The following is a 25,296-nucleotide window of genomic DNA, read 5'->3' on the forward strand; positions in this document are numbered from 1 at the left end:
TTTTACAAGAAAATAAAACACAAAAAATGAACAAAGTACAAACCTATTCGCTTTTTACCGATTTTGACATCGATTTATTCAAAGCGGGGAAACACTATAGACTTTACGAAAAATTAGGCGCCCATCTAATAGAAGTTGACGGCATAAAAGGAGTATATTTTGCTGTATGGGCGCCGTCTGCAAGAACAGTTTCGGTAGTTGGGGACTTTAACTACTGGATACAAGGTGAACACCAATTGCAGGTGCGTTGGGATTCTTCCGGAATTTGGGAAGGATTTATTCCTGGAATTGAACAAGGAACTACCTATAAATACAAAATACAATCCAACATAGGCGGGGTCATCACTGAAAAAGCGGATCCTTTTGCTTTCTATTGCGAAAAGCCTCCTCACACAGCTTCGGTTATTTGGGATTTAGATTATAAGTGGAAAGATAAAAGATGGATGCAAACCCGCAAGGAGCATAATGATTTAGACAAACCTTACTCGGTTTATGAAGTTCATTTAGGTTCCTGGAAAAGACATGGCGAAGAAAATCGATTTTTGACGTACCAAGAGTACGCTGAAGATTTAGTAAAATATGTGAAAGAAACCGGGTTCACCCACGTGGAATTTATGCCTGTAATGGAATATCCTTATGATCCATCATGGGGTTATCAGTTAGTTGGTTATTTTGCCCCGACATCCCGTTTTGGAAATCCACAAGATTTTATGACGCTTGTTGATAAATTGCATCAAGCGGGTATTGGTGTGATCCTTGATTGGGTTCCGTCACATTTCCCAGAGGATGCCCATGGGTTAGGTTTTTTTGACGGTTCAAATTTATTCGAACACCCCGACAGAAGAAAAGGCTATCATCCCGACTGGAAAAGTTTGGTTTTTAATTATGGTCGAAATGAAATTCGTTCTTTTTTAATCAGTAATGCGCTGTTTTGGTTACATCATTATCACGTTGATGGATTACGTGTAGATGCCGTAGCCTCGATGCTGTACTTAGACTATTCCAGAAATGATGGAGAATGGGAACCTAATATTTACGGAGGAAGAGAAAACCTGGATACCATCAGTTTTTTAAAAGATTTCAACGAAGCTGTTTATGGCAATTATGAAGGCGTACAAACAATCGCGGAAGAAAGCACATCATTTCCAATGGTTTCAAGACCTACTTTTGCAGGAGGTTTGGGTTTTGGAATGAAATGGATGATGGGGTGGATGCACGATACTTTAGAATATTTTCAAAAAGAAACAGTCTATCGAAAATACCATCAAAATGATTTGACATTCTCAATGACTTATACATATACCGAGAATTTTATGTTACCACTTTCCCACGATGAGGTTGTATATGGAAAAAGATCAATAGCCGGAAGAATGCCGGGAGATGAATGGCAAAGATTTGCAAATTTAAGATTGCTTTATAGTTATATGTTCACCCATCCGGGAACCAAATTATTGTTCATGGGATCCGAATTCGGACAAAGCTCGGAGTGGAATTTCCAAAGTAGCCTGGATTGGCATCTTTTGCAATATCCATTTCACAGTGGAATAAAATCAACTATTACTAAGCTTAATAAAATATATAAATCGGAGCCGGCGTTGTATGAAAAACAGTTCAGCCCTGAGGGATTTGAATGGATTAATTATTCAGATCACGAAAATGCCATATTATCATTTATCAGAAAAGGAAATGATCCAAAAGACGATTTAATTGTAGTTCTCAACTTTACTCAAGTAGTTCGTGAAAATTATAGAATTGGCTTGCCAAAATCAGGAAAGCTAACGGAAATATTCAACAGTGATGAAGCCGATTTAGGAGGAAGTGGTTTAAAAAACAATAAAAAAACAACAATAGAGACCAATCCATACGACGGAAGAGAATATTCTGCAGTTGTTTCACTTCCGCCGCTAGGTGCAGTCATTTTTAGAATATCGTAGATTTAAAATTCATTATAATAATTTAAAAAAAGTTGCGTTTTTAAATCCTTTTTTAGGAAGTAATAAAGATGCAACTTTTCAAAAAATTAAAACGCGATATTATGAAGAAATATTTATTAATAGGAATAGGAACAATTGGCCTGATTTACTCTTGTGCCACCAATCCTATGACAGGAAAGAAAGAACTTAATTTTGTGTCCAACAGTGAATTATTTCCATCTTCATTTCAACAGTATGGAACTTTTTTGAAAGAAAACAAAGTAATTACAGGAACTGCTGATGCCAAAAGGGTAGAACTCGTTGGTTCAAAAATAAGGGCTGCTGCCGAAAAATATGCAATTTATCTCGGACAACCTCAATACTTGAATGGATATCAATGGGAATATAAATTGGTTGACAGTAAAGAAGTCAATGCATGGTGTATGCCTGGAGGCAAAATTGTTGTTTATTCCGGGATTTTACCAATTACTAAAGACGAAGCCGGTTTAGCAACAGTTTTGGGGCATGAAGTTTCCCACGCTTTAGCAAATCATGGAGCGCAAAGAATGAGTGCTTCTCAAATAGAACAATTGGGTGCAGTAGGGGTAGCCGTTGCTACGGGAGGACAAAGTGCCGAAAAACAACAAATGTGGCAGCAATATTACGGCATAGGATCTCAGCTAGGAGTGATGCTACCGTTTAGTAGAAGCCATGAAAGCGAAGCTGACAAAATTGGGCTTACATTAATGACCATTGCAGGCTATAATCCAGAAGATGCAATTCTTTTTTGGCAAAGAATGGCCTCGCAATCAGGAGGACAATCACAACCTGAATTTATGAGCACACACCCATCAGACGCAACGCGAATGGCAAATTTAAAAGCCTTAATCCCTCAAGCGAGGGAAATAGCAGCAAAGGTCAACGCTATCAAATAATTATAAAGATTTGTAATATTTCAGACTCATTAAGCTATCCTCAAAAGGGTAGTTTTTTTTGAACACAAGAAAAGTATTAATTGTGAAATAACATCTTTAGTTGTTATTCCAACAAAAAATTAAATAAATTCGCAAAAAAAAATAAGCATGGCAGAATTAGCTAAAGGAAGCAAGAAGTTATTAAACGCATGGGCATTTTACGATTGGGCAAATTCGGTTTATCCATTAGTTATTTCGTCATCTATATTTCCAATTTTTTATGAAGCTTTATTTTCTGAACGAAACCACTATATTGAGGTTTTCGGAATGAATTTAAAAAACTCTGCTTTAATTAGTTTTGTTACTGCTGCTGCATTTTTGATGGTCGCCTTTTTTTCTCCATTATTGTCCGGAATCGCCGATTATGTAGGGAATAAAAAATCTTTTATGAAATTCTTCTGCTATACCGGAGCAATTTCCTGCATTGGTTTGAATTGGTTTAGTTTAGAAAACATCTATGTTGGATTGTTTTTTTACTTTTTTGGTTTAATTGGTTTTTGGGGAAGCTTAGTATTTTATAACTCCTATTTACCAGATATTGCTTTTACCGAACAACAGGATGCCGTAAGTGCCAAAGGCTATTCTTTGGGATACATTGGTAGCGTTATATTATTAATTGTGAATCTAGCAATGGTAATGATGCCTGATACTTTTGGGATAACAGGAAGCACAAAAGGACAAGCTGCAATGACTGCCATGAAATATTCCTTTGTAATGGTTGGAATTTGGTGGATTGTATTCAGTCAATATACTTATTATTATTTGCCGAAAGGAAATAAAAATGCAAACAGAAAAGTTACCAAAGCGGTCGTCTTCAATGGTTTTAAGGAACTAAAAAAAGTTTGGGCATTATTGGAAGCTAATATTCCTTTAAAAAGATACCTGATAAGCTTTTTTGTTTACAGTATGGCGGTGCAAACCGTAATGCTTATTGCAACTTATTTTGGTTCTCAGGAAATTGCATGGGAATCTCCAAGCCAAAGTCAAACGGGATTAATCATTTGTATTTTATTGATACAAATTATTGCCATCGTTGGTGCGATTTTGACTTCAAAGGCATCAGCCAAATTTGGAAATATACCAACCCTTATTATAATCAATTGTTTTTGGTTGATCCTGTGTTCAGCTGCTTATTTCATAGTGACGCCTGTACAATTTTATGTAATGGCTGCTTTGGTAGGACTTGTGATGGGAGGAATTCAGGCCTTATCTCGTTCTACTTATTCTAAACTTCTACCTGAAACCGAAGATACCGCCTCTTTTTTCAGCTTTTATGATGTAACTGAAAAAATAGGTATCGTAATTGGAATGTGTGTTTATGGAGCCATAGATCAAATTACCGGAAGTCCACGTCTGGCCATAGTATTTTTGGCAGTGTTTTTTATGATTGGAATTATACTTCTCAAGAGAGTACCTAAAAATAAAATTAATCTTTAAGAAAATAATAAATCCCACAGATTAGGTGATTTCTAATCTACGGGATTCTTCTGAGAAAACTGTTGTTTTTTATATTTTCGAAATTTCGCCGGAACCACTCACTTTAGTGTCTTTTATTTTGGGGTTACCTTTGTATTCAATATCTCCTGAACCGGAAACCCTGGCAAATAAATTTTCAGTACAATTTAGTTTCATATCTCCCGAACCCGAAACAGTTACATTTGCTTTTTTGGTTGTCAAATTAACAGCGTCAACATCTCCTGAACCCGAAGTTTTGGAAGTAAAATTATTTGAACTTCCTTTTAAAACGACATCACCTGAACCTGTCAAACTCATTTCAAAATCAGTGCTTTTAACGTCTAAATTCAGATCGCCCGATCCTGATAATTTAGCTTTAAAAGTAGGAGCAGAGATAGTGTTTTTTGTTGAAATATCACCTGAACCTGAAAGACTAACAGCTTTTATTTGCTCAAAAGGAACAGTCACAGTGACATCTTTTTTGGTATCGAAACTAACATTATTGTTGTAAATTTTCAACACATTTCCAACAACTTCAATTTTGACATGAGGAAGTATATTTTCTTCTCCTTCAATAGTTATAGCACCTTCGGCTCCTGAAACCAAAACAACATCATAAAAACCAGACACATTTATTTCATCATATCCTGCAGTTGTTCGTTTTTCGGAAATTACTTTTCCGTTACCTTTTACTTTTGTTTGTGCATTTGTAGCTACTGTAAAAACCAGCACGCTTAAAAAAACTAATTGGAATGTTCTTTTCATTTCTTATTGAATTAAAAATTACTAATCGCTTTATTTTAAATTAAGATTTAGATTGTAATTGAGATTGTCATTGGGATTGAGATTGCAATTTCTATTGCCCATCTCTTTTGTACAATTTTACATTGCCATAATTAGACGAAATCAAAACCTTATTATCTCCTCTTTTCTTGTAAAAACCACTGAATCTTTTAGAAGTATTAGTCTCTTCTTTCGAATTTACAGTCATTTCATTGTCATACTTAAAATCACCATATTTTACATCCACAACAAAATCGAAAGCAAAATTTGGAGTGAAACCAACATTCACACCTGTATAGGCAGCATCAATACTTACATTACTGGCTTTTGCCTGAACTGCATCAATATTCACATTACTATATCTGGTGCTTAATTTTAAATCATTGGACAATGAACCCACATAAATGGTCAAATAATTACCTACACCTTCCAGCGAATTTATTTTCTTAGCCTTAACGCTTCCATATCTGCTAGTATATCTTACATCATTACCTTCGTTAATTTCAATTTCAGAATAGTCAGATTGTAAATCAAGTTTGTTGGCTTCATCCATTTTCAATCCAGAATATTTAGACGTTACGCTTCCGTTTTTCAAAAATTCGATAGTAGAATTGGAGCAGTAACCAATTACAATTGTATTACTATTCCCATTTAGTTTTCCTAAATTAATTTTACCGTAACTGCAATTGATGTTTGTAGTAGAAAACAAATCACCTGTACCAATGTTTCCATACTTGTTATTCAGTTTTACGGTTCCGTTTCTTGGAATTTTTACGGTATAATTGATTTCAAAATTGTTGTTTTTTCCATTGTTTTTATTACCTACATTATTAAAAACAGTTTTGGCACTTACCAACGTTTTCAAAGCAGTAAAATCCACATCAATTCCGTCCAACTTTTGATTAACCCATTTTTCATCATTGCCGCTGACCTTGATTACAACTTCGATTTCAATTTTATCCTCATTCCAGGTGGTAACAAAAATATTTCCATAGGAGTTATCAATATTAATTCCAGCATCGCTGTTTACTACATAGGCTTTATTTATAACTTTTTGTTTTGTATAACTAAAATCATCTTTTGAAAACCCCAAAAAAGGGCTCAACAAAAGGATTAACAACAGTACATTATAAAGTTTTTTCATTTTTTAAATTTTTAAGTTTTTCTGTTTGTTCAATATGCTGCAAAACATTTTGCAAAAATGAAATTTGGGTTTGCAGATTGTTGATCATCGCATAAATAATAGGTTTACATTCTCCATTTACTTCCAGTTCATGCTTGATTTTTTCATAATCGCTATCCATTTTTTTCATCTCCTTCAAAGCATCATTTATGATTTTTTCATTCTCGGGTGATTTTTTGGCTTCAATTTGGGCCAACTGGCGTTCAATCAAAACCGTAAAAATAGAATCAGTTTGTTTGGTTTCTTTAGATGCAAATTTCAATTCCTTGTGCTCATCAGCTTTAGGATAAAACAATGTAATTCCAAGCAGTATAGCTACAGATGCAGCTACGGCATAGATAAGTCCAAAATTTCTTTTTCGTTTTTTAAGAGTCAATTTTTCCGAAAATCGATTAAAATGCTTCTCATCCAATTCCTGGATATCCCATTGATTTTCTAAATTTTCAAATAATTGGTCTAATTTTTCATTTTCATTTATCATAACTCACTTAATTTTTTTCTCAAACTTTCTTTTGCCCTACTCAGTGTCGTTCTGCAATTGGCATAACTTATTTTAAGAATTTCACTTATTTCCTCCTGATCGTAACCTTCTATATAAAACAAGGTCAAAACCATGCTGTAATTGTATTTCAAGGACTGAATAGCGTCCAAAACCTGCTTAACTTTTAAATCATTAAATTCTAATTTCTCTTCCCAATCGGGTAAAGGGTCTTCTAATTTGTAAAGTGTTCTTTCAAAATCTTCAGTTTTAAAGGGATTATTTTTTTTGTAAAAATCAATACTGTAATTCACTATTATTCGTTTGAGCCAGGCGCCAAAGGCCACTTCTTGCTTGAAATCATGTATTTTGGTAAAAGCTTTCAAAAAACCTTCCTGCATGACATCTTCTGCAAAATGCTCATCTTTCACAATTCGATGGGCTACATTATACATCGCCTTGCAATAGCGATTATAAATCTCGAATTGTGCTTTCTGATTGTTCTCTTTGCAAAGCGAAACTAATACCTCGATATTTTGATTGTTCAGATTCAATTAAATAATAATGATTTGTACCAAAGACAGAAGAATTTTTGGTTTGTTACACTTTTATAAAAATAATTTATTTTAATTGATTTTGTAGTAAAACTTTTAATTTACTTCGTCAGTTCGCTTAAGCTCGTGTGGGCGTGCCCCGCTGAAAAAAGGCGGGTCGTGCTGTACGTTCCCGCTTCCCGATGAAAAATCGGGAGAGCTCCACTGCCATCACTCACGCGAAAAACTGCAAAAATCAAATTTCCAATTACAAACAATATCTTCTTTTTTTACTTTCTCTAATCTCAAATCATTCAAACGTGGCTATATCCATTTCTATAAGATAAAATTTTCAAATAAAATTTCTTTGGCATAATGATTGCCTTATTAATAGCTCAATATTTATAGCCCTTTATCAGGCCTAAATATTAGCGTGATACCGTATATTTGCGCTCCGAATTAAAACATTAATGACAAAAAGACTTAAATTTTACTATGTCAAAACATAAAATACTTACTATTGACAATCTGTCACTTCAGGAATTTGATTCTGAAGCCGAATTAATTCCATTATTGACTCCAGAGGATGAGGAAGAAATGAATAATGAAGAATTGCCTGATTCTTTGCCCATTTTGCCTTTACGCAATACGGTTTTATTTCCGGGAGTAGTTATTCCTATTTCGGCAGGGAGAGACAAATCGATAAAATTAATTAATGATGCCAATGCAGCAGGAAAAGTCATTGGTGTAGTTGCTCAACTCAACGAGGAAGACGAAGATCCAACCTTTGATGACATCAACAAAATAGGAACAGTCGCCCGTATTTTGCGCGTTTTAAAAATGCCTGACGGAAACGTTACTGTTATTCTTCAGGGGAAAAAACGTTTTGAAATTGATAAAGTAGAAACTGAGCAGCCTTATCTAAAAGCTACCATTAAGGAAGTTCCTGAAAAAAGACCTGCCAAAAAAGATTCTGAATTCAATGCAATAATTGATTCTGTTAAAGAATTGGCCGTTAAAATCATTAGTGAAAGTCCAAATATCCCAACAGAAGCAACTTTTGCTATTAAAAACATTGGCAGCCATTCGTTTTTAATCAATTTTGTTTCTTCCAATATGAATCTTTCGGTTAAGGAAAAACAAGACTTGTTATCAATAAACGGATTGAAAGAGCGTGCTTTGGAAACGCTGCGTTACATGAACGTAGAATTGCAAAAATTAGAATTGAAAAACGATATTCAATCCAAAGTTCGTTTTGACCTTGACCAACAACAAAGGGAATATTTCTTGCACCAACAAATGAAAACCATTCAGGAAGAATTGGGTGGCGTTTCGCAGGAGGAAGAAATGGACGAAATGAGCCTTAAAGCCAAAACCAAAAAATGGGACGAGAAAACGCAAAAACACTTTGATAAAGAATTATCGAAAATGCGTAGAATGAATCCGCAAGCGCCTGATTTTGGAATCCAAAGAAACTATTTGGAATTATTTCTAGAATTGCCTTGGGGTGAATTCTCAAAAGACAATTTCGATTTGAAACATGCCCAAAAAGTATTAGACAAAGATCATTTCGGATTGGAAGATGTCAAAAAAAGAATGATCGAGCATTTAGCGGTGCTTAAGCTAAGAAACGATATGAAGTCTCCAATCATTTGTTTAACAGGGCCTCCGGGAGTTGGAAAAACTTCTATTGGAAAATCTGTTGCCGAAGCATTGGGTAGAGAATATGTACGCATCTCCTTGGGAGGATTACGTGATGAAGCCGAAATTCGTGGACATAGAAAAACGTATATCGGCGCTATGCCAGGACGAATCATCCAAAGTTTGAAAAAAGCGGGAACTTCAAATCCGGTGTTTGTTTTAGACGAAATCGACAAACTGTCATCCAGTCAAAGTGGCGACCCATCTTCAGCTTTATTGGAAGTTTTGGATCCGGAGCAAAACAGTTCATTCTATGACAATTTCCTTGAAATGGGTTATGACTTATCGAAAGTGATGTTCATTGCTACGTCAAATAATATGTCTGCAATCCAACCTGCCTTGATTGACAGAATGGAAGTTATAAAAATGTCTGGCTACACTACCGAAGAAAAAATAGAAATAGCCAAAAAACATTTGTTCCCAAAACAATTGATCGCTCACGGATTAACCGCCAAGGATTTAAGCATTGGTAAGAAACAATTGGAAAAAATTGTGGAAGGTTATACACGTGAATCCGGTGTTCGTGGATTGGAAAATAAAATTGCACAAGTCGTTCGTAATGCTGCCAAATCAGTTGCAATGGAAGAGGAGTACAATAAAAAAATTACCGACGAAGATATTGAAAAAGTCTTAGGAGTCCCTCGATTGGAACGCGATAAATACGAAAATAATGATACTGCCGGTGTTGTTACAGGTTTGGCCTGGACAAGTGTTGGAGGAGATATTCTTTTCATAGAATCCTTGATTTCTCCTGGAAAAGGAGCTATGACCATCACAGGAAATCTAGGAAATGTAATGAAAGAATCAGCTACAATCGCTCTAGAATACATCAAGGCCAATGCCGAATCAATGGGATTGAACCCGGATATCCTTACAAAATATAATATTCACTTACACGTTCCGGAAGGAGCTACTCCAAAAGACGGACCAAGTGCGGGTATTGCCATGTTGACTTCGTTAGTTTCTTTATTAACCCAAAAAAGGGTAAAGAAAAACCTGGCCATGACTGGAGAAATCACCTTAAGAGGAAAAGTATTGCCAGTAGGAGGGATCAAAGAAAAAATATTGGCCGCGAAAAGAGCGAATATTAAAGAAATCATTTTATGTCACGAAAACAAAAGTGATATTGATGAAATCAAAGCCGAATATTTAGAAGGATTGACTTTTCATTATGTAAAAGAAATGAAAGAAGTTTTGGATTTGGCTATTACCAAAGACAAAGTTAAAAACGCAAAAGACTTGAAATAAATTAGGTTACCGAATATCAAATCAATACTAAAATTCCAAATTCCGCGCCTTGAATTATAAGAGGTTTCGGGATTTGGAATTTGTTTTTATACCATTTATGCCTATAAAATAGCCTAAAGATGCGAAATTATTTTTCTTCAAGACAACGATAAAAATCATTGCATTCCCGATAGCTATCGGGATAGCTACGGAATTATTTTTTGAGGAAGCATTGGAGAAAAAGAACGAGTAGATTGGACTATTTTATATGTATAAATGGTATTAGAGACTTTTCTCTTTAATTTTCGTAAGTTTGGAATTTGGAATTTCAAACATTTCCTTTTCAAATATCGTATGTCCCAAAAACTTTTATTTTACTTTTTATTCTTAATTTGTTATGCGACATACGGACAAATAGGAGGAAAGCACACTTATGAGTTTTTGAATCTGATTACTTCGCCAAGACAAGCTGCACTGGGCGGAAAAGTTATTACCATTTATGACGAGGACGTCAATCAAGCACTTTTCAACCCGGCATCCATCAATCAGGACATGGATAGGCGTTTGTCTTTGAACTATGGCAATTACTATCAGGAAGTAACTTATGGAACCGCTTCATTTGCTTATACCTACGACCAACATTTTCAAACAATTCAGGCGGGAATCAATTACATCAATTATGGAAAATTTGACGGATATGATGAAAATGGATTGCCCACAAATTCATTTACCGGAAGCGAAATAGCTCTTTCTTTGGGTTATGCCTATAACATTCCTTATACCGATATTCATTTGGGGGCCAATGCCAAACTGATTGAATCAACTTTAGAAACTTACAATTCGTTCGGAGCTGCTTTAGATTTGGGAATGCTTTATATCGATGAAAAAAATGATATAAACTGGGCAGTAACTCTGAAGAATATCGGAACTCAATTCACAACTTACGACGGTACGAGAGAACCATTACCTTTCGAGATGATTGCAGGGGTTTCTCAAGAACTAGAACACGTGCCAATCCGTTGGCATTTTACACTTGAAAATTTACAGCAATGGAATGTGGCTTTTTCAAATCCCGTTCGTTCCCAAACTTCAATTGACGGAAGTGTTACAGAAGAAAAAGTTTCTTTTTTCAACAATGCATTACGTCACATGATTTTTGGTGCTGAATTTTTTCCAAAAAAAGCCTTTAACCTCAGATTAGGTTATAATTTTAGAAGAGCAGAAGAACTCCGAATAGAAGAACAACGAAATTTCTCAGGACTTTCTGTTGGTTTTGGACTCAAACTGAATAAGTTGAAATTTAATTACTCTTATTCCAAATATACTTTGGCAGGAAATACCAGTTTATTTGGATTGATTATTAATTTTGGGGAGGATTTTTAGAATAGAAAAAAGAATATAGAAGAAAGAAAATAGACGCAACTGATTGAAATCATCTGCATAAATATAAAACAGAAACATGAAAAAAATAACCATTGCAATAGACGGATTTTCATCCACAGGGAAAAGTACTTTGGCTAAACAACTCGCCAAACATTTGGGGTATGTATATGTAGATACTGGCGCGATGTATCGTGCCGTGGCATTGTATGCTATGCAAAACGATTTAATTGGAACTGATTTTTTGGATAAAGAAAAATTAATAAGCAGTTTGCCATCGATAAAATTAAGTTTCAAATTCAATTCTGAATTGGGTTTTGCCGAAATGTACCTGAATGATGTTAATGTTGAAACGGAAATCCGAACTCTTGAAGTTTCTAATTTTGTAAGTTCTGTAGCTGCAATTTCAGAAGTTCGTGCCAAATTGGTAGAACAACAACAGGAAATGGGGAAAGAAAAAGGAATCGTTATGGACGGTCGAGATATTGGAACCGTTGTTTTTCCTAATGCAGAACTCAAAATTTTTATGACAGCAGGTGCGGATACTCGCGCACAAAGACGTTTTGCCGAATTACAGGCAAAAGGAGATACAGTTTCCTATGAAGAAGTCCTTAAGAATGTTGTCGATCGTGATTATGTTGATACTCACAGAGAAGATTCTCCTTTGGTAATTGCTGAAGATGCAATAGAAGTGGACAATTCTTATCTGGACAGAAAGGAACAATTTGATGTCGTTTTAGAGTTGGTAAATGAAGTTATTAATTCTTAAATTTTCTTCTAACCATATAAGTCATATAAAGCTATTTAAAGTCAAAACTTAAAAAAGACTCATTTCATTTTGTAAAAGAACATTGAAGCATAAGGTGAGGAGACAATATTTCCTTATTTGTTCTTATCAAATCAAGCTTCAAAAAGGCTTTTGCATTTTGTCTGAAGCGTTAAAAACTTAAATGACTTATATGGTAAAATTATGAATTTATGGTTTTTAAAAAACTCATGTAACGCCTTATAATTTTTTTGAAATTCTCATTTTTAATAGTAGATTTACGCGTCTCAAAAATCTACTATTAAAAAAACACAAATCATCTATGGAAATAAAATTACGATTGACAATTATGAATTTTCTTCAATTTTTTGTTTGGGGAATTTGGTTAATTTCTTTAGGTGGTTATATGGGCCAGGTTTTCGGCCCGCTGGAAGGAAGCAGTGTTGGTTTGTCTATTGGAAGAACGTATGGATCTATGGGGTGGGCGAGTTTATTTATGCCAGCCTTGCTAGGTATTATTGCAGACAAATATTTTAGCGCCCAAAAAGTTTTGGGATTTGCGCATATAGTTGCCGGAATTGCTATTTTCTTTGCTACAAAAGCCGGTAATTCAACCGAAATGTATTGGGTAATTTTTGCTACAAGCTGTTTTTATATGCCTACAATTGCTTTAAATAATTCTGTAAGTTATGCGGTCTTAAATAAATTCCAATTTGATGTCCAAAAAGCATTTACACCAATACGTGTTTGGGGAACAGTTGGTTTTATAATTGCAATGTGGATAACCGATTTGACAGACTGGAAATCAAACACCAATCAATTTGTTTTTGCTTCGGTTGCAATGATTGTTACGGGTTTGTTTTCGTTTACAATGCCGGATGTTCCTGCCGAAAATAAAAACACCAACCAATCCTTATCCAGTAAATTTGGTTTGGACAGTTTTGTTTTATTCAAACAAAAAAAGATGGCAATATTCTTTGTTTTTGCCATGCTGTTAGGAGCGGCCCTACAAGTTACCAATATGTTTGCCGATACCTTTATCAGGGATTTTGGCTCCAATCCAGAATATCATGGTACTTTTGGAGTTGAACATTCTGTATTTATCATCTCATTATCCCAAATTTCGGAGACTTTATTTATTTTGACGATTCCGTTTTTCCTGAAAAGATTTGGTATCAAACAAGTAATGATGTTTAGTATGCTGGCTTGGGTATTGCGTTTTGCTTTGTTTGGAATTGGAAATCCTGGCTCAGGGGTTATTTTCCTTGTTTTGTCGATGATTGTGTACGGAATGGCTTTTGACTTCTTTAATATCTCCGGTTCTTTATTTGTAGAAAGAGAAACCGACAGCAAAATAAGGTCTAGTGCACAAGGATTGTTTATGTTAATGACAAATGGAATTGGAGCAATATTAGGTGGTGAGTTTGCCGGAAGAACAGTAAGTTATTTTACTACTGAAAACAAAGTGCATTGGCCAGAAATTTGGTTTTCATTCGCCGGATATGCCTTTGTAATTTTGATTTTGTTTACCTTTTTATTCAAATACAAACACGATCCTAAGGAATTGGAGAATGTGAGTCATTAAAAATAATATAGACAAACCCGACAAGTTTTTGAAATTTGTCGGGTTTGTTGTTTTGGTAAATTTATTTTAGCCGATTTACTTTGTTGGTATAATTATAAATCCACGATCAAACTTTATATATTCAATTAAACAACAAAATCTCAATAGAAAGAAACACAATGAATTTACTAAAATCTGCCGGATTAATTATTGTTGGGATTTTTTTTATAGTATATGCACATAAAAACCCAAACAAAACTTTTCCTGCTCATACTGTTGGAGGCTATATAGGAGGAATAACATTAATACTAATCGGCATTATGCTTTTATGCGGGCTAATACAACTAATAATTTAAACATCCTCGTGCTTATAAAATAAGTAAGAACTGGCATTTTTTTTAATTCTATCTGAGTTAATTATAATTGTGGGCATGAACAAAACATTCCCTGCTTCGCAAAATCTAGAAGACTTTGCGAAACAGGTAACACGGATTAAATCTCCATAAAGTTTGTCGGAATGACAAAATTTCTCAAGAACTTGTCTGAACTATTATTTCTCCTGAAATACAAAACTTCTAAACTAGCCCCGATTGTAATGAAAATCCTTGTGGACCGGGGTTCGGTTCACAAGATTGCAACGAAAAGCGGGACTACACTTCAAATAAAAACAAAATTTTCTGCTCCTAAAACAATTGACTGATAATCATGCGTGTTTTGTTTTGTCAGTTCAGAAAAAAGAATTAATTTTGCAGACCTTTTGACGAATAAGAGTTTCCTTTAGGTATCAAATAATTAAAGTAAAACAACTTCTGTATTTTTCTTTCGCATGGAGAAACTCGAGAAAAAACAGAATACAAATTTTTTATCAGCATGTCTGAACAATTAAAATCACAAGAAGAGTTTTTAGCAAATTTCAACTGGCATAACTTTGAAGAAGGTATCGATGCAGTAGATGAGAAAAACTTGTTGGAATTCGAAGAACTAGTATCAAAAACTTTTATCGCTACTGACCAAGAAGAAGTAGTAGAGGGAGTAGTTGTGAGAATTACAGATAGAGACGTTATCGTTGATATCAACGCAAAATCGGAAGGTGTTATTTCATTGAACGAATTCCGTTATAACCCAGCTTTAAAAGTAGGTGACAAAGTTGAAGTATTAATTGACATCCGTGAGGACAAAACAGGTCAATTGGTATTATCACACAGAAAAGCACGTACTATCAAATCATGGGATAGAGTTATTGCTGCAAACGAAACAGGAGAAATCGTTAATGGTTTTGTAAAATGCAGAACTAAAGGTGGTATGATCGTTGATGTTTTCGGAATTGAAGCATTCTTACCAGGATCTCAAATTGACGTTAAGCCAATCAGAGATTACGATGTATATGTTAACAAAATGATGGAATTCAAAGTGGTAAAAATCAACCACGAATTCAAAAACGTTGTTGTATCTCATAAAGCGCTTATTGAAGCTGACATCGAAGTACAGAAAAAAGAAATTATCGGTCAATTACAAAAAGGACAAGTATTGGAAGGTGTTGTTAAAAACATCACTTCATACGGTGTATTCATTGACTTAGGTGGTGTTGACGGATTGATCCACATTACTGACCTTTCTTGGTCAAGAATCAACCACCCAAGCGAAGTTCTTGAGTTAGACCAAAAATTAAATGTTGTAATCCTTGATTTCGATGATGAGAAAACAAGAATTCAATTAGGATTGAAACAATTGAACGCTCACCCATGGGATGCTTTGAACGCTGATTTGAAAATTGGTGACAAAGTAAGCGGTAAAGTAGTTGTAATCGCTGATTACGGTGCATTTATCGAAGTTGCTGAAGGTGTTGAAGGTTTAATCCACGTTTCTGAAATGTCATGGTCAACTCACTTACGTTCTGCTCAAGATTTCGTAAAAGTTGGAGATGTTGTTGAAGCTGTTGTATTAACATTAGACAGAGAAGACCGTAAAATGTCTTTGGGTATCAAACAATTGACTCAAGATCCTTGGACTGATATCACTGCTAAATACCCAGTTGGTTCTAAACACACAGGTATTGTTAGAAACTTTACAAACTTTGGAATTTTCGTAGAATTAGAAGAAGGAATCGATGGATTAATCTACATCTCTGACCTTTCTTGGACTAAGAAAATCAAACACCCGTCTGAATTTGTAAATGTTGGTGAAAAACTTGATGTAGTAGTATTAGAATTAGATGTTGAAGGACGTAAATTATCTTTAGGTCACAAACAAACTACTGCTAATCCTTGGGATCAATACGAAGATTCTTTCGCTGTTGGAACTATCCACTCAGGAGAGATTTCTGAAATCGTTGACAAAGGAGCTACTGTAGAATTCGGTGAAGATATTGTTGCTTTCATTCCTACTCGTCACCTTGAAAAAGAAGACGGTAAAAAATTGAAAAAAGGTGATACTGCTGACTTCAAAGTTATTGAGTTCAACAAAGAATTCAAAAGAGTAGTTGCTTCTCACACTGCTATCTTCCGTGAAGAAGAAGAGAAAAACGTGAAAGCTGCAACTGAAAATACTTCATCCACTTCTTCTAATAATACTAATGCACCTGCTGCAACATTAGGAGATAACAATGATGTATTAGCTGCATTAAAAGCTAAAATGGAAAAATCAGAGAAAAAATAATTCTTTAGATTTTTGAATATAGAAAGCCTCGCAATTTGCGGGGCTTTTTTTTATTAATCAGCCTAAATACTGTACATAATTTTTAATTTTACATAAACAACCAGCGATAAAAACCGATAAAATTCGATTAATTGTTAAAAACATTATAATTTGTGTGAAAATGTTTAATTTTGAATAAATCAAATAATTTATGGTTCCAAAATTACATTTTCCTACTTCATTTTCATTTTATTCTTTTCTCGCAGTTTTCATTCTCTTTTTTTACTCAAAAGAAGTCAATGCACAATGTGCTGGAAATGACAATGTAATGCTTACAGTTTGTGATATTGCAAATCCAAGTAGTAAAACCGTCAATTTGTATTCCCAATTAGGAGGCACACCAACTGCAGGTGGAACATGGAATGATGATGATAACTCAGGGGGATTAAATAAAACTACTGGTGTTTTAAATGCTCAGCAAATCAAGAGAAGTGGTATCTATCATTACACCTACACTGTTACTGGAGTTTCCGGCTGTATAGACAATACCGCCACTGTAACTGTAACAATAGGAGGATATACCGGAATTCCTGCTCCAACTGCTTCAATTTGTAGTTCGGAAACAGCATATAATCTGTTTCAGGTTTTTGAAGGAATCCCTAGTGTATCTCCTCAAATTAATGGCACCTGGCATGATGATGATAACTCAGGAGGGCTAAATACAATAACAGGAACACTAAATGCTTCAATCCCGGTTCCTGATGATAATTATTCTTATACTTATTCTATTGGTGCGATCGGCTCATGTCCGGCACCTCCTCCTTCCAAAGTTTACGTAGCTATATATCGCTCTCCAAAACCTGGAACACCTTCTAATTTATCATTATGTTCCGATCAAGTATCTGGTTATACTGGCGTTGACCTAAATTCAAGAATAAGTGGAGCAGATCCCGGTGGGATTTGGAGCGAAACAACGACTTCTGAAATAAGTGGTCCTACTGACAGTACTATAGATATCCAAAATATTTACAATACCAAAGGCGCTGGAGTTTATTCTTTTACATATACCGTAAGTTCTAACAATACTGTTTGTTCCAGCAAATCATCAACTGTATTTATATCTATAGGAAAACAACTGGATTTCACTGGTGCAACTTTAACGGTAACCCCGGATATTTGTGAAAATTATATGACTACAACAAACTATACGGGAATTTTGACACAAGGAACGGAAGTTATTGCAGATGGTCAATACGAAGTTACCTATTCTATATCTGGAGTTGGTTCTGGTTACAGAACAAGACAAAATTTTTCCAGTGGTATGCTAGTATTTCCAATACCTACATCAAATTTTCAACAAGTTAGAGACTACACAATAAGTATTACAAATATTACATTTATAGCTAATCCCGTTAACTGCCCTAATATAATTGGTGCAATTCAAGATGTATTGCATATTTATCCAAATCCCAAAATTAATTCAGCTACACTTACTATTCCTCCGGTTTGTCAAACCTTTGATGCAATAGTCAATTTTTCAGGCACATCCAATCTGTCTGATGGAAATTATGATATTATTTATAATTTAAGTGGCAGCAATCTAATCAATGGTGTGCCTGCCAGTCTTGCTGTAACAGGAGGATTAGCAACATTTAATATCCCAAGTCTTTTGATTCCTAAAGTTGGTACTACAACAATTTCAATTGTAAAGATTACTAATTCTATAACCGGTTGTACAAGTACATCAACTCTCAAACAAAATTTCGTTGTAAATCCATCATTGGATATGACAAACTTGACAGTAACTATAAAAGATATATGTCAAGGGCAACCAGCAAACATAAAATTAGCAGGTTTAGGAACATTGACAAACGTTAGTATTACATATGATATTTCAGGGGCAAACACAGTTAATTCTAAAACTATTCCATTAACAGTAGTCTCTGGGCAAACCAGTTTTGATATCCCAACAGCCGATGTTACAAATCCGGGGATAACTAATTTCACTATAACTAATATCGTAAATGACTTAACTGGCTGTTCTCTGGCGCTCAACAAAAAAACTAATTTTACAGTAACTATTGCGCCAAACATTCCTACTGCAAATGATCAAATTTTTTGCTCTTCTGACAACCCAACGGTAGCCAGTTTGCAACCTAAAGGCAGTCAATACCGATGGTTTGATTCAGCCACAAGTACTGTTCCTTTGGTAAGTACTACACCTTTAGTTACCGGGAATTACTTTGTAAAAGAGGTAAGTGCAATAACTGGTTGTGAATCGGGGTTGAAAATGATCGCTGTACAAAATAATCCTACTCCTCAAATCGATGGCGCTACTGTAAGTATTGCAGCTGTTTGTCAAAGTTTTGAAGTAAAAGTAGATTTGACTAATTCTAATGTTGCCAATGGTAATTATGATGTTCTTTATAATTTGAGTGGCAGTAATATTGCTAATGCAGTACCCGCAGTATTAACTGTTGCAAATAAATTTGGTTCGTTTATTATTCCAAAAAATTTAGTTCCAAATGTAGGTACAAGCACAGTTGCAATAACAAAAATCACCAATCCTATTACAGGCTGCTCTAGTTCTGTTTCTCTTAGTAAATCCTTTACAGTAAATCCTTTACCCGATATAAGTAAATTAGTAGTTACGATCAAAAATACTTGTCAAGGTCAGCCAGCAACCATAAAATTATCCGGCTTAGGAAATTTAACCGCAATTAATATTAATTATTCCCTAACAGGGGCTAACTCGGTTCCTTTACAAACTATTCCATTAACAGTAGTTAATGGAGATACTAGTTTTGTTGTTTCAGAAACTGACATTGTCAACCTTGGATTAACGACTTTTACAATGACCGATATAACTAACACAGTAACCGGTTGTCCATTGCCAGTAAACATCAAAGTTGATTTTACGGTAACTTCTGTCCCAAACAAACCTGTCGCAAATAATCAGGCTTTTTGTGAAATAGACAATGCAACCGTAGCTAGTTTGGTCCCAAGCGGAAATCAATACAATTGGTATAATTCTGCCACAAGTACAACTCCTTTACCATTAAATACACCTTTAACAACTGGAAAATATTACATCAAAGGAGTCAATTCGACTACAAGTTGCGAATCACAGGCAACCACTATAAGTGTCCAAGTAAATTCTGTTCAAATTCCCGTTTTGAAACCAAATGGCGATCAATTTTGCGGAATAAATAAACCAACAATTTTAAATTTATCCAACAATACAACCGCCTCGGCAAATTTAGCTTGGTATGATGCTGTTACAAACGGAACTCTATTTCCTAACACGCATTTGCTTCAAGAAGGAGTAACTTATTATGGACTTGATTACGATACAACAACCAAATGTTATTCCAGTCCATTATCAGTAACCGTTTCATTAACCGATTGTAATGTTACACCTGATGGAGTAAAAATTCCTGATGGATTTTCTCCAAACGGTGATGGTGTAAATGATACTTTTCAAATTGTTGATATCGAATTTTCCTTTCCAAATTACACCTTGGAAATTTTTAATAGATACGGGAACATACTATTCAAAGGAGATATCAACAAACCAGCGTGGGATGGAAAAAATTCCAATTCAAGCTTTATCAGCGGAGATGCTCCTACAGGTGTTTATTTCTATATAATCAATTATAATAAAAATAATCAGCCTCCAAAACAAGGTCAACTTTATCTAAACCGATAATTCATTCCTGAATCCTAATAATCACAGAAGCGAATTAGCGAAGTAAAAAATAATGATATTAAAAACAACTTTTATATATATGAAAAAAATAATACTTCTAGTGTTTTTTTTCCTTTCTATACTAAAGGCAACAGCCCAACAAGATCCGCATTTCACTCAATACATGAACAATATGAGTGTGGTAAATCCTGCTTATGCAACAGCAACTCCAGCAATACTTAATTTAGGAAGTTTATATCGTTACCAATGGGCTGGAATTGAAGGTGCGCCAAAAACCTTGACTTTATTTGCACACACCCCGATTAATGAAAAAATTGAAACTGGCTTCTCTCTGGTTTCAGATAATATAGGAAATGGCGCTAAAAAAGAAACTAATTTCTTTGCTGATTTTGCCTATGTCGTTCAAATGAATGAAAGACATAAACTTTCACTTGGACTAAAAGCTGGTTTTTCATCAATAAGTACAAATTTTAATGGTTTTCAATTGAACAGCGGTGATATTTCTACAGATGAAGCATTTGCAGAAAACATAAACGAGAGCATACCCAATATTGGAGTAGGAGCCTATTATTTCACTGATAATTATTACATCGGGCTTTCTGCACCAAACCTGCTTTCGATAGATCATATCAATATAAGGCCTACTACAAATTCCTTTGGCAAACAAGAAATACACACCTATTTAACCGGAGGTTATGTTTTTGATATTAATGAATCCTTCAAATTAAAACCAGCGGCAATGGCTATTTTTGTAAAAGGAGCTCCCGTATCGGTAGATTTAACCGCCAATGTTTTGTATAATGAAAAATTCGAACTTGGGGCAGCTTATCGATTTGATGATTCTGTAAGTCTATTGATGAATGTTAATGTAAGTCCGAGTTTAAGGATTGGATATTCTTATGATTATATCACTTCCAATTTAAGTCAATTCAGTTCCGGTTCACATGAAATTGTATTGTTGTACAACTTGGATTTATTGGGCAAAGGATACGACAGATCACCTAGGTTTTTTTAAAAAAGTAAAAAATGAACAGAATATATATACTCTTACTCGTATTTTCAATCCAATTTGCGAAAGCTCAGCAGCAGGATTTACAAAGGGCAAACCAATTGTTTAACAAAACCTACTATAGTTATGCCATACCGTTGTACGAAAAAATTAGCGAGAAAAACCAATCTGAAGAAATACTTCAAAATTTAGGTGATTGTTATTATTTCACTAATAACTATGACAAAGCCCAGGAATTGTATTCTCTTTTATTCCAAAGTAAAGGCAAAGAACTTAATGAAGAATATTATTTTCGATACGCCCAAACATTGAAAGCAAAAGGAAAATATAATGAAGCAAATGACATTATGCGAAAGTTTTATCAGGCTTCTAACAATACAAAGGCAATTGAAAAATTAGACAGTGACATCAAAATTTTAAAAAATATCAGTGCAATCGGCGATAGATTTAATATCCAAAATTTAGCCATAAACACAGTAAATTCAGAGTTTGGTGCAGTTGTTTTTAATGATAATTTAGTATTTGCAGCAGTCAAAAAGAAACCCAATCTGTTTGATAAAACCTACAAATGGAATAATGAGTCCTATCTCAACTTAGTCAGTATCCCATTGAAAAAGATGAAAGCGAATGATTCCATTGTTAATTATTTTTTGAAAGATTTGAAATCACCCATGCATGAATCGAATGCCATATTTACAAAAGATGGTAAATTCATGTATTTTACCCGAAACAATTCACACAACGGCAGCAGAGCGAAAAATGCAGACAAAATATCAAATATTCAAATTTTCAGAGCTGAGTTTGTAAAAGATAAATGGGCCAATATTACAGCACTGTCATTCAACAGCCCTGATTATTCCGTTGAACATCCTGCTTTGAGTCCGGATGAAAAAACATTGTATTTCGCATCTGATATGCCGGGAACATTGGGATCTTTCGATATCTTCAGTGTTTCAATAGATGGTAATACTTATGGTAAACCCGTTAATTTGGGAGATAAAATAAACACTCCTAAAAGAGAACAATTTCCATTTGTGTCCAACGACAATAAATTATATTTTTCTTCAAATGGGCATGAAGGCTATGGAGCTTTGGATATTTTTGTTTCAAATATTCAGGGCAATTCCTATTCTAAAGCAGTGAATGTTGGGCTTCCTGTAAACTCAAGTTACGACGATTTTGCCTTTTATATCGATGCTGACACCAAGGAAGGTTATTTTTCTTCGGATAGGCCGGGAGGTAAAGGAAAGGATGATATTTACTCATTGAAAGAAACCAAAGAATTACTTATAGAAGATTGCAAACAATATATTGCTGGTATAATAATTGATACTGATTCGCACGTAGCATTAGAAAATGCTGTTGTAATCTTAAAAAGTGGAACCAATCAGGAGCTTGAAAAAGTAAGCACGACTGCTGACGGAAAATTTAGTTTTACGATTCCATGCGAATCTAATTATTCTCTTTTTGCGACCAAAGAAAATTATACCGAGAACACAAAATCATTGCGTATTTCTGCAGAAAGGAATAAATCGAATGACGGCTCTATGGAAATTCGCTCTCTCGAAATTATCAAAAAAGAAGAGCAAATCGCTTTGGAGAAAAAAGCAGCTGCCGATTTACTTATTGCCCAACAATTGAAAGCTGCTGAATTAGCTGCATTGGAACAAAAAAAGAAAGCCGATGCAATTGCCTTGAAGCAAAAGAAAAAAGACGACGCTATTGCTCTTGAAGCTAAAAGATTAGCAGATTTGGAAGCTAAAGAACAAATGAAAAAAGACAAACTGGCTGCTGACAAAAAAGAAAGAGAAATCGCTGAAGCCAAGAAAAAAGAAAAAATAGCGGCTATTGTGGCAGCCGAGAAAGATGTGGTTAAAGATAAAGATCGATTAATCATCAAAACCGATCCTATTTATTTTGATTACAATATGTGGTATATCAGAAAAGAATCCAAAAAAATACTGAATCGTGTTGTTGAATTAATGAACAAATATCCAAACATGGTTGTAGAAATTGGTTCTCACACAGACAATCGTGGTAATGCAAAATTCAACGCGAATCTTTCTCAAAAAAGAGCTGATGCAACTCGAACTTATATTTTGGAACAAGGAATCTCCAAAAGTAGAATTTTTGCCAAAGGATATGGAGAATCTGTGCCTATTGTAAAATGTATTCCTGAAGATTCCTGTGACGAAGAACAGCACGAATTAAACAGAAGAAGTGAATTTGTGATTAAGAATTTGTAAAATAATTAAAGCTTTTATAAATTGATTTGATTGCCGTTTTCTTGTCGTAAATTAGTACAGCTAAAAAAAAAGTCCCATGAAAACGAAAATAATCTTTATAAGTTTAGTGCTGGTGTTTACACTATCGACTTTTGCTCAAAGAAGAATAGATTATGAAAAATTACCTGCCAGTTCACAGGAATTTCTAAATACTTATTTCAGTAGCTATCCTGTTATTATTGCAAAAAAGGACAGAGAAAATGGCGAAAAAGGTTATATAGTAAAGCTCAAAAACGGAATGCATGTAGAATTTTGGAAAGACGGATCATACCGAGAAGTTAACGGTGGTAACAAACCTATTCCAACCGGATTTATTCCGAAATCAGTTCTTAAATACGTGACAAAAAAGTATCCAAAAGAAAAAATAACTCGTATTGATTACGGACACGAAAACCTTGAAGTGAATTTGACACACAATATTGCTTTGAAATTCACCAAAGATGGAATGATAAAAAAGGGGAGAAGGACTTAGTTTTGAACATAAAAAATCCCAATATTTTTAAGCAGTATTGGGGTTTTTTATGTTTTGATTAAAATTATTCAAAAAGAATTTTTAGGAGAGTCTTATTGTCGAGATCAAGAATAGCCCGACTGCATTATGGAAAGTGGTAAATGAGCGGTTGCTGAATTAGCCCCTTTTTACAATGGGGTTCCGCCCAAAACTTTTTTGAATAAAAGGATATTTTTGGTTTTATTTATCAGTAAAGATGTTCATAAATTGTTTTTCTATTTTAGAAGTATAAAAAATGACTTAATTTTACATTAAAATAATTTAAAAGTAAATAGAATGGATTGGATAACCGCCAAAGAATTTGAAGATATAACCTATAAAAAATGCAATGGTGTTGCGCGAATTGCATTTAACAGACCCAATGTACGCAATGCTTTTAGACCTAAAACTACATCAGAATTATACCAAGCTTTTTATGATGCGCAAGAGGATACTTCGATAGGGGTGGTTTTGCTTTCCGCAGAAGGGCCATCGACTAAGGATGGAGTGTATTCTTTTTGCAGTGGTGGTGATCAAAATGCCCGTGGACACCAAGGTTATGTGGGTGATGATGGACAACATCGATTGAATATTCTTGAAGTTCAGCGATTGATTCGTTTTATGCCGAAAGTGGTTATTGCGGTCGTTCCCGGTTGGGCAGTAGGAGGCGGACATAGTTTGCACGTGGTTTGTGATATGACTTTGGCGAGTAAAGAGCATGCTATTTTTAAACAGACAGATGCTGATGTTACAAGTTTTGATGGAGGATACGGATCTGCTTATCTTGCCAAAATGGTTGGACAGAAAAAAGCCCGTGAAATTTTCTTCTTGGGACGTAATTATTCTGCTCAGGAGGCTTTTGAAATGGGTATGGTCAATGCTGTTATTCCTCATGATGAGTTGGAAGAGACTGCTTATCAATGGGCACAAGAGGTTTTGGCTAAATCGCCTACTTCGATCAAAATGTTGAAATTTGCCATGAATTTAACGGATGACGGTATGGTGGGACAACAAGTTTTTGCCGGTGAAGCGACGAGACTTGCTTATATGACTGAAGAAGCCAAAGAAGGAAGAAACGCGTTTCTTGAAAAACGTAAACCAAATTTTGAAAAAAAATGGTTGCCTTAAAAAATCTCTAAAGGTTTAAGTGTTTGAAAGTTTTAAAAGTTTCAGGTTTTAGGTTTCAAATGAGCCTGTAACTTGAAACTTTGA

At 34.7% G+C, this 25,296-nt stretch carries 17 protein-coding genes; 13 read left to right on the plus strand and 4 right to left on the minus strand.

The genetic code is table 11. The features are described from left to right. Positions 1–26 precede the first annotated feature (26 nt). The 3 genes from glgB (at position 27) to OZP12_RS11050 (ending at position 4,324) form a co-directional block, all read left to right on the plus strand. Positions 27–1,934, plus strand: a complete 1,908-nt coding sequence (gene glgB, locus OZP12_RS11040; protein ID WP_281225030.1) for a 1,4-alpha-glucan branching protein GlgB — start codon at positions 27–29, stop codon at positions 1,932–1,934. Positions 1,935–2,035: 101 nt separating this feature from the next. After that, positions 2,036–2,848, plus strand: coding sequence for a M48 family metallopeptidase (locus tag OZP12_RS11045; protein WP_281225031.1), 813 nt, complete (start codon positions 2,036–2,038; stop codon positions 2,846–2,848). Between the two features lie 147 nt (positions 2,849–2,995). After that, entirely contained in the window at positions 2,996–4,324 is a 1,329-nt protein-coding gene (locus OZP12_RS11050) for an MFS transporter (protein ID WP_281225032.1), read from the plus strand. A gap of 69 nt (positions 4,325–4,393) precedes the next feature. Here the strand turns inward: OZP12_RS11050 and OZP12_RS11055 are convergent, their stop codons facing one another. From OZP12_RS11055 to OZP12_RS11070, 4 genes are all read right to left on the minus strand, one after another. After that, positions 4,394–5,107: a head GIN domain-containing protein gene (locus OZP12_RS11055; protein ID WP_281225033.1), complete on the minus strand. Its 714-nt coding sequence runs from the start codon at positions 5,105–5,107 to the stop codon at positions 4,394–4,396. A 91-nt stretch (positions 5,108–5,198) separates the two neighbouring features. Further along, positions 5,199–6,269, minus strand: a complete 1,071-nt coding sequence (locus OZP12_RS11060; protein WP_281225034.1) for a DUF4097 family beta strand repeat-containing protein — start codon at positions 6,267–6,269, stop codon at positions 5,199–5,201. Further along, on the minus strand, positions 6,253–6,789 hold the full coding sequence (locus OZP12_RS11065) for an anti-sigma factor (protein ID WP_281225035.1): 537 nt from the start codon (positions 6,787–6,789) through the stop codon (positions 6,253–6,255). Before OZP12_RS11065 ends, OZP12_RS11060 begins: the two co-directional genes overlap by 17 nt. After that, positions 6,786–7,340, minus strand: a complete 555-nt coding sequence (locus OZP12_RS11070) for an RNA polymerase sigma factor (protein WP_281225036.1) — start codon at positions 7,338–7,340, stop codon at positions 6,786–6,788. Before OZP12_RS11070 ends, OZP12_RS11065 begins: the two co-directional genes overlap by 4 nt. A gap of 474 nt (positions 7,341–7,814) precedes the next feature. Between OZP12_RS11070 and lon the strand changes: the two genes are divergently transcribed. The 10 genes from lon to OZP12_RS11120 all read left to right on the plus strand — a co-directional run bounded on the left by lon (position 7,815) and on the right by OZP12_RS11120 (position 25,212). Continuing rightward, a complete protein-coding gene (lon, locus tag OZP12_RS11075) occupies positions 7,815–10,268 on the plus strand; it encodes an endopeptidase La (protein ID WP_281225037.1) in 2,454 nt (817 codons plus the stop codon). Between the two features lie 333 nt (positions 10,269–10,601). After that, a complete protein-coding gene (porQ, locus tag OZP12_RS11080; RefSeq protein ID WP_281225038.1) occupies positions 10,602–11,630 on the plus strand; it encodes a type IX secretion system protein PorQ in 1,029 nt (342 codons plus the stop codon). Positions 11,631–11,706: 76 nt separating this feature from the next. Beyond that, a complete protein-coding gene (cmk, locus tag OZP12_RS11085; RefSeq protein ID WP_281225039.1) occupies positions 11,707–12,396 on the plus strand; it encodes a (d)CMP kinase in 690 nt (229 codons plus the stop codon). 319 nt (positions 12,397–12,715) lie between these two features. Further along, positions 12,716–13,978 (plus strand): nucleoside permease, encoded by a 1,263-nt coding sequence (locus tag OZP12_RS11090; RefSeq protein WP_281225040.1) that lies wholly within the window; start codon positions 12,716–12,718, stop codon positions 13,976–13,978. Positions 13,979–14,827: 849 nt separating this feature from the next. Further along, complete coding sequence (gene rpsA / locus OZP12_RS11095; protein WP_281225042.1) at positions 14,828–16,612, plus strand: 30S ribosomal protein S1; 1,785 nt, start codon at positions 14,828–14,830, stop codon at positions 16,610–16,612. A 190-nt stretch (positions 16,613–16,802) separates the two neighbouring features. Next, complete coding sequence (locus OZP12_RS11100) at positions 16,803–20,300, plus strand: gliding motility-associated C-terminal domain-containing protein (protein ID WP_281225043.1); 3,498 nt, start codon at positions 16,803–16,805, stop codon at positions 20,298–20,300. Between the two features lie 79 nt (positions 20,301–20,379). Next, on the plus strand, positions 20,380–21,315 hold the full coding sequence (locus tag OZP12_RS11105) for a PorP/SprF family type IX secretion system membrane protein (protein WP_281225045.1): 936 nt from the start codon (positions 20,380–20,382) through the stop codon (positions 21,313–21,315). Positions 21,316–21,326: 11 nt separating this feature from the next. Continuing rightward, a complete protein-coding gene (locus tag OZP12_RS11110; protein WP_281225046.1) occupies positions 21,327–23,555 on the plus strand; it encodes an OmpA family protein in 2,229 nt (742 codons plus the stop codon). A gap of 76 nt (positions 23,556–23,631) precedes the next feature. Continuing rightward, positions 23,632–24,066, plus strand: coding sequence for a PepSY-like domain-containing protein (locus tag OZP12_RS11115; protein ID WP_281225048.1), 435 nt, complete (start codon positions 23,632–23,634; stop codon positions 24,064–24,066). Positions 24,067–24,381: 315 nt separating this feature from the next. After that, positions 24,382–25,212: a 1,4-dihydroxy-2-naphthoyl-CoA synthase gene (locus OZP12_RS11120; RefSeq protein ID WP_281225049.1), complete on the plus strand. Its 831-nt coding sequence runs from the start codon at positions 24,382–24,384 to the stop codon at positions 25,210–25,212. Positions 25,213–25,296: the final 84 nt, after the last annotated feature.

The sequence above is a fragment of the Flavobacterium aquiphilum genome, assembly GCF_027111335.1.
In the GTDB taxonomy this organism is placed as follows: Bacteria; Bacteroidota; Bacteroidia; order Flavobacteriales; family Flavobacteriaceae; genus Flavobacterium; species Flavobacterium aquiphilum.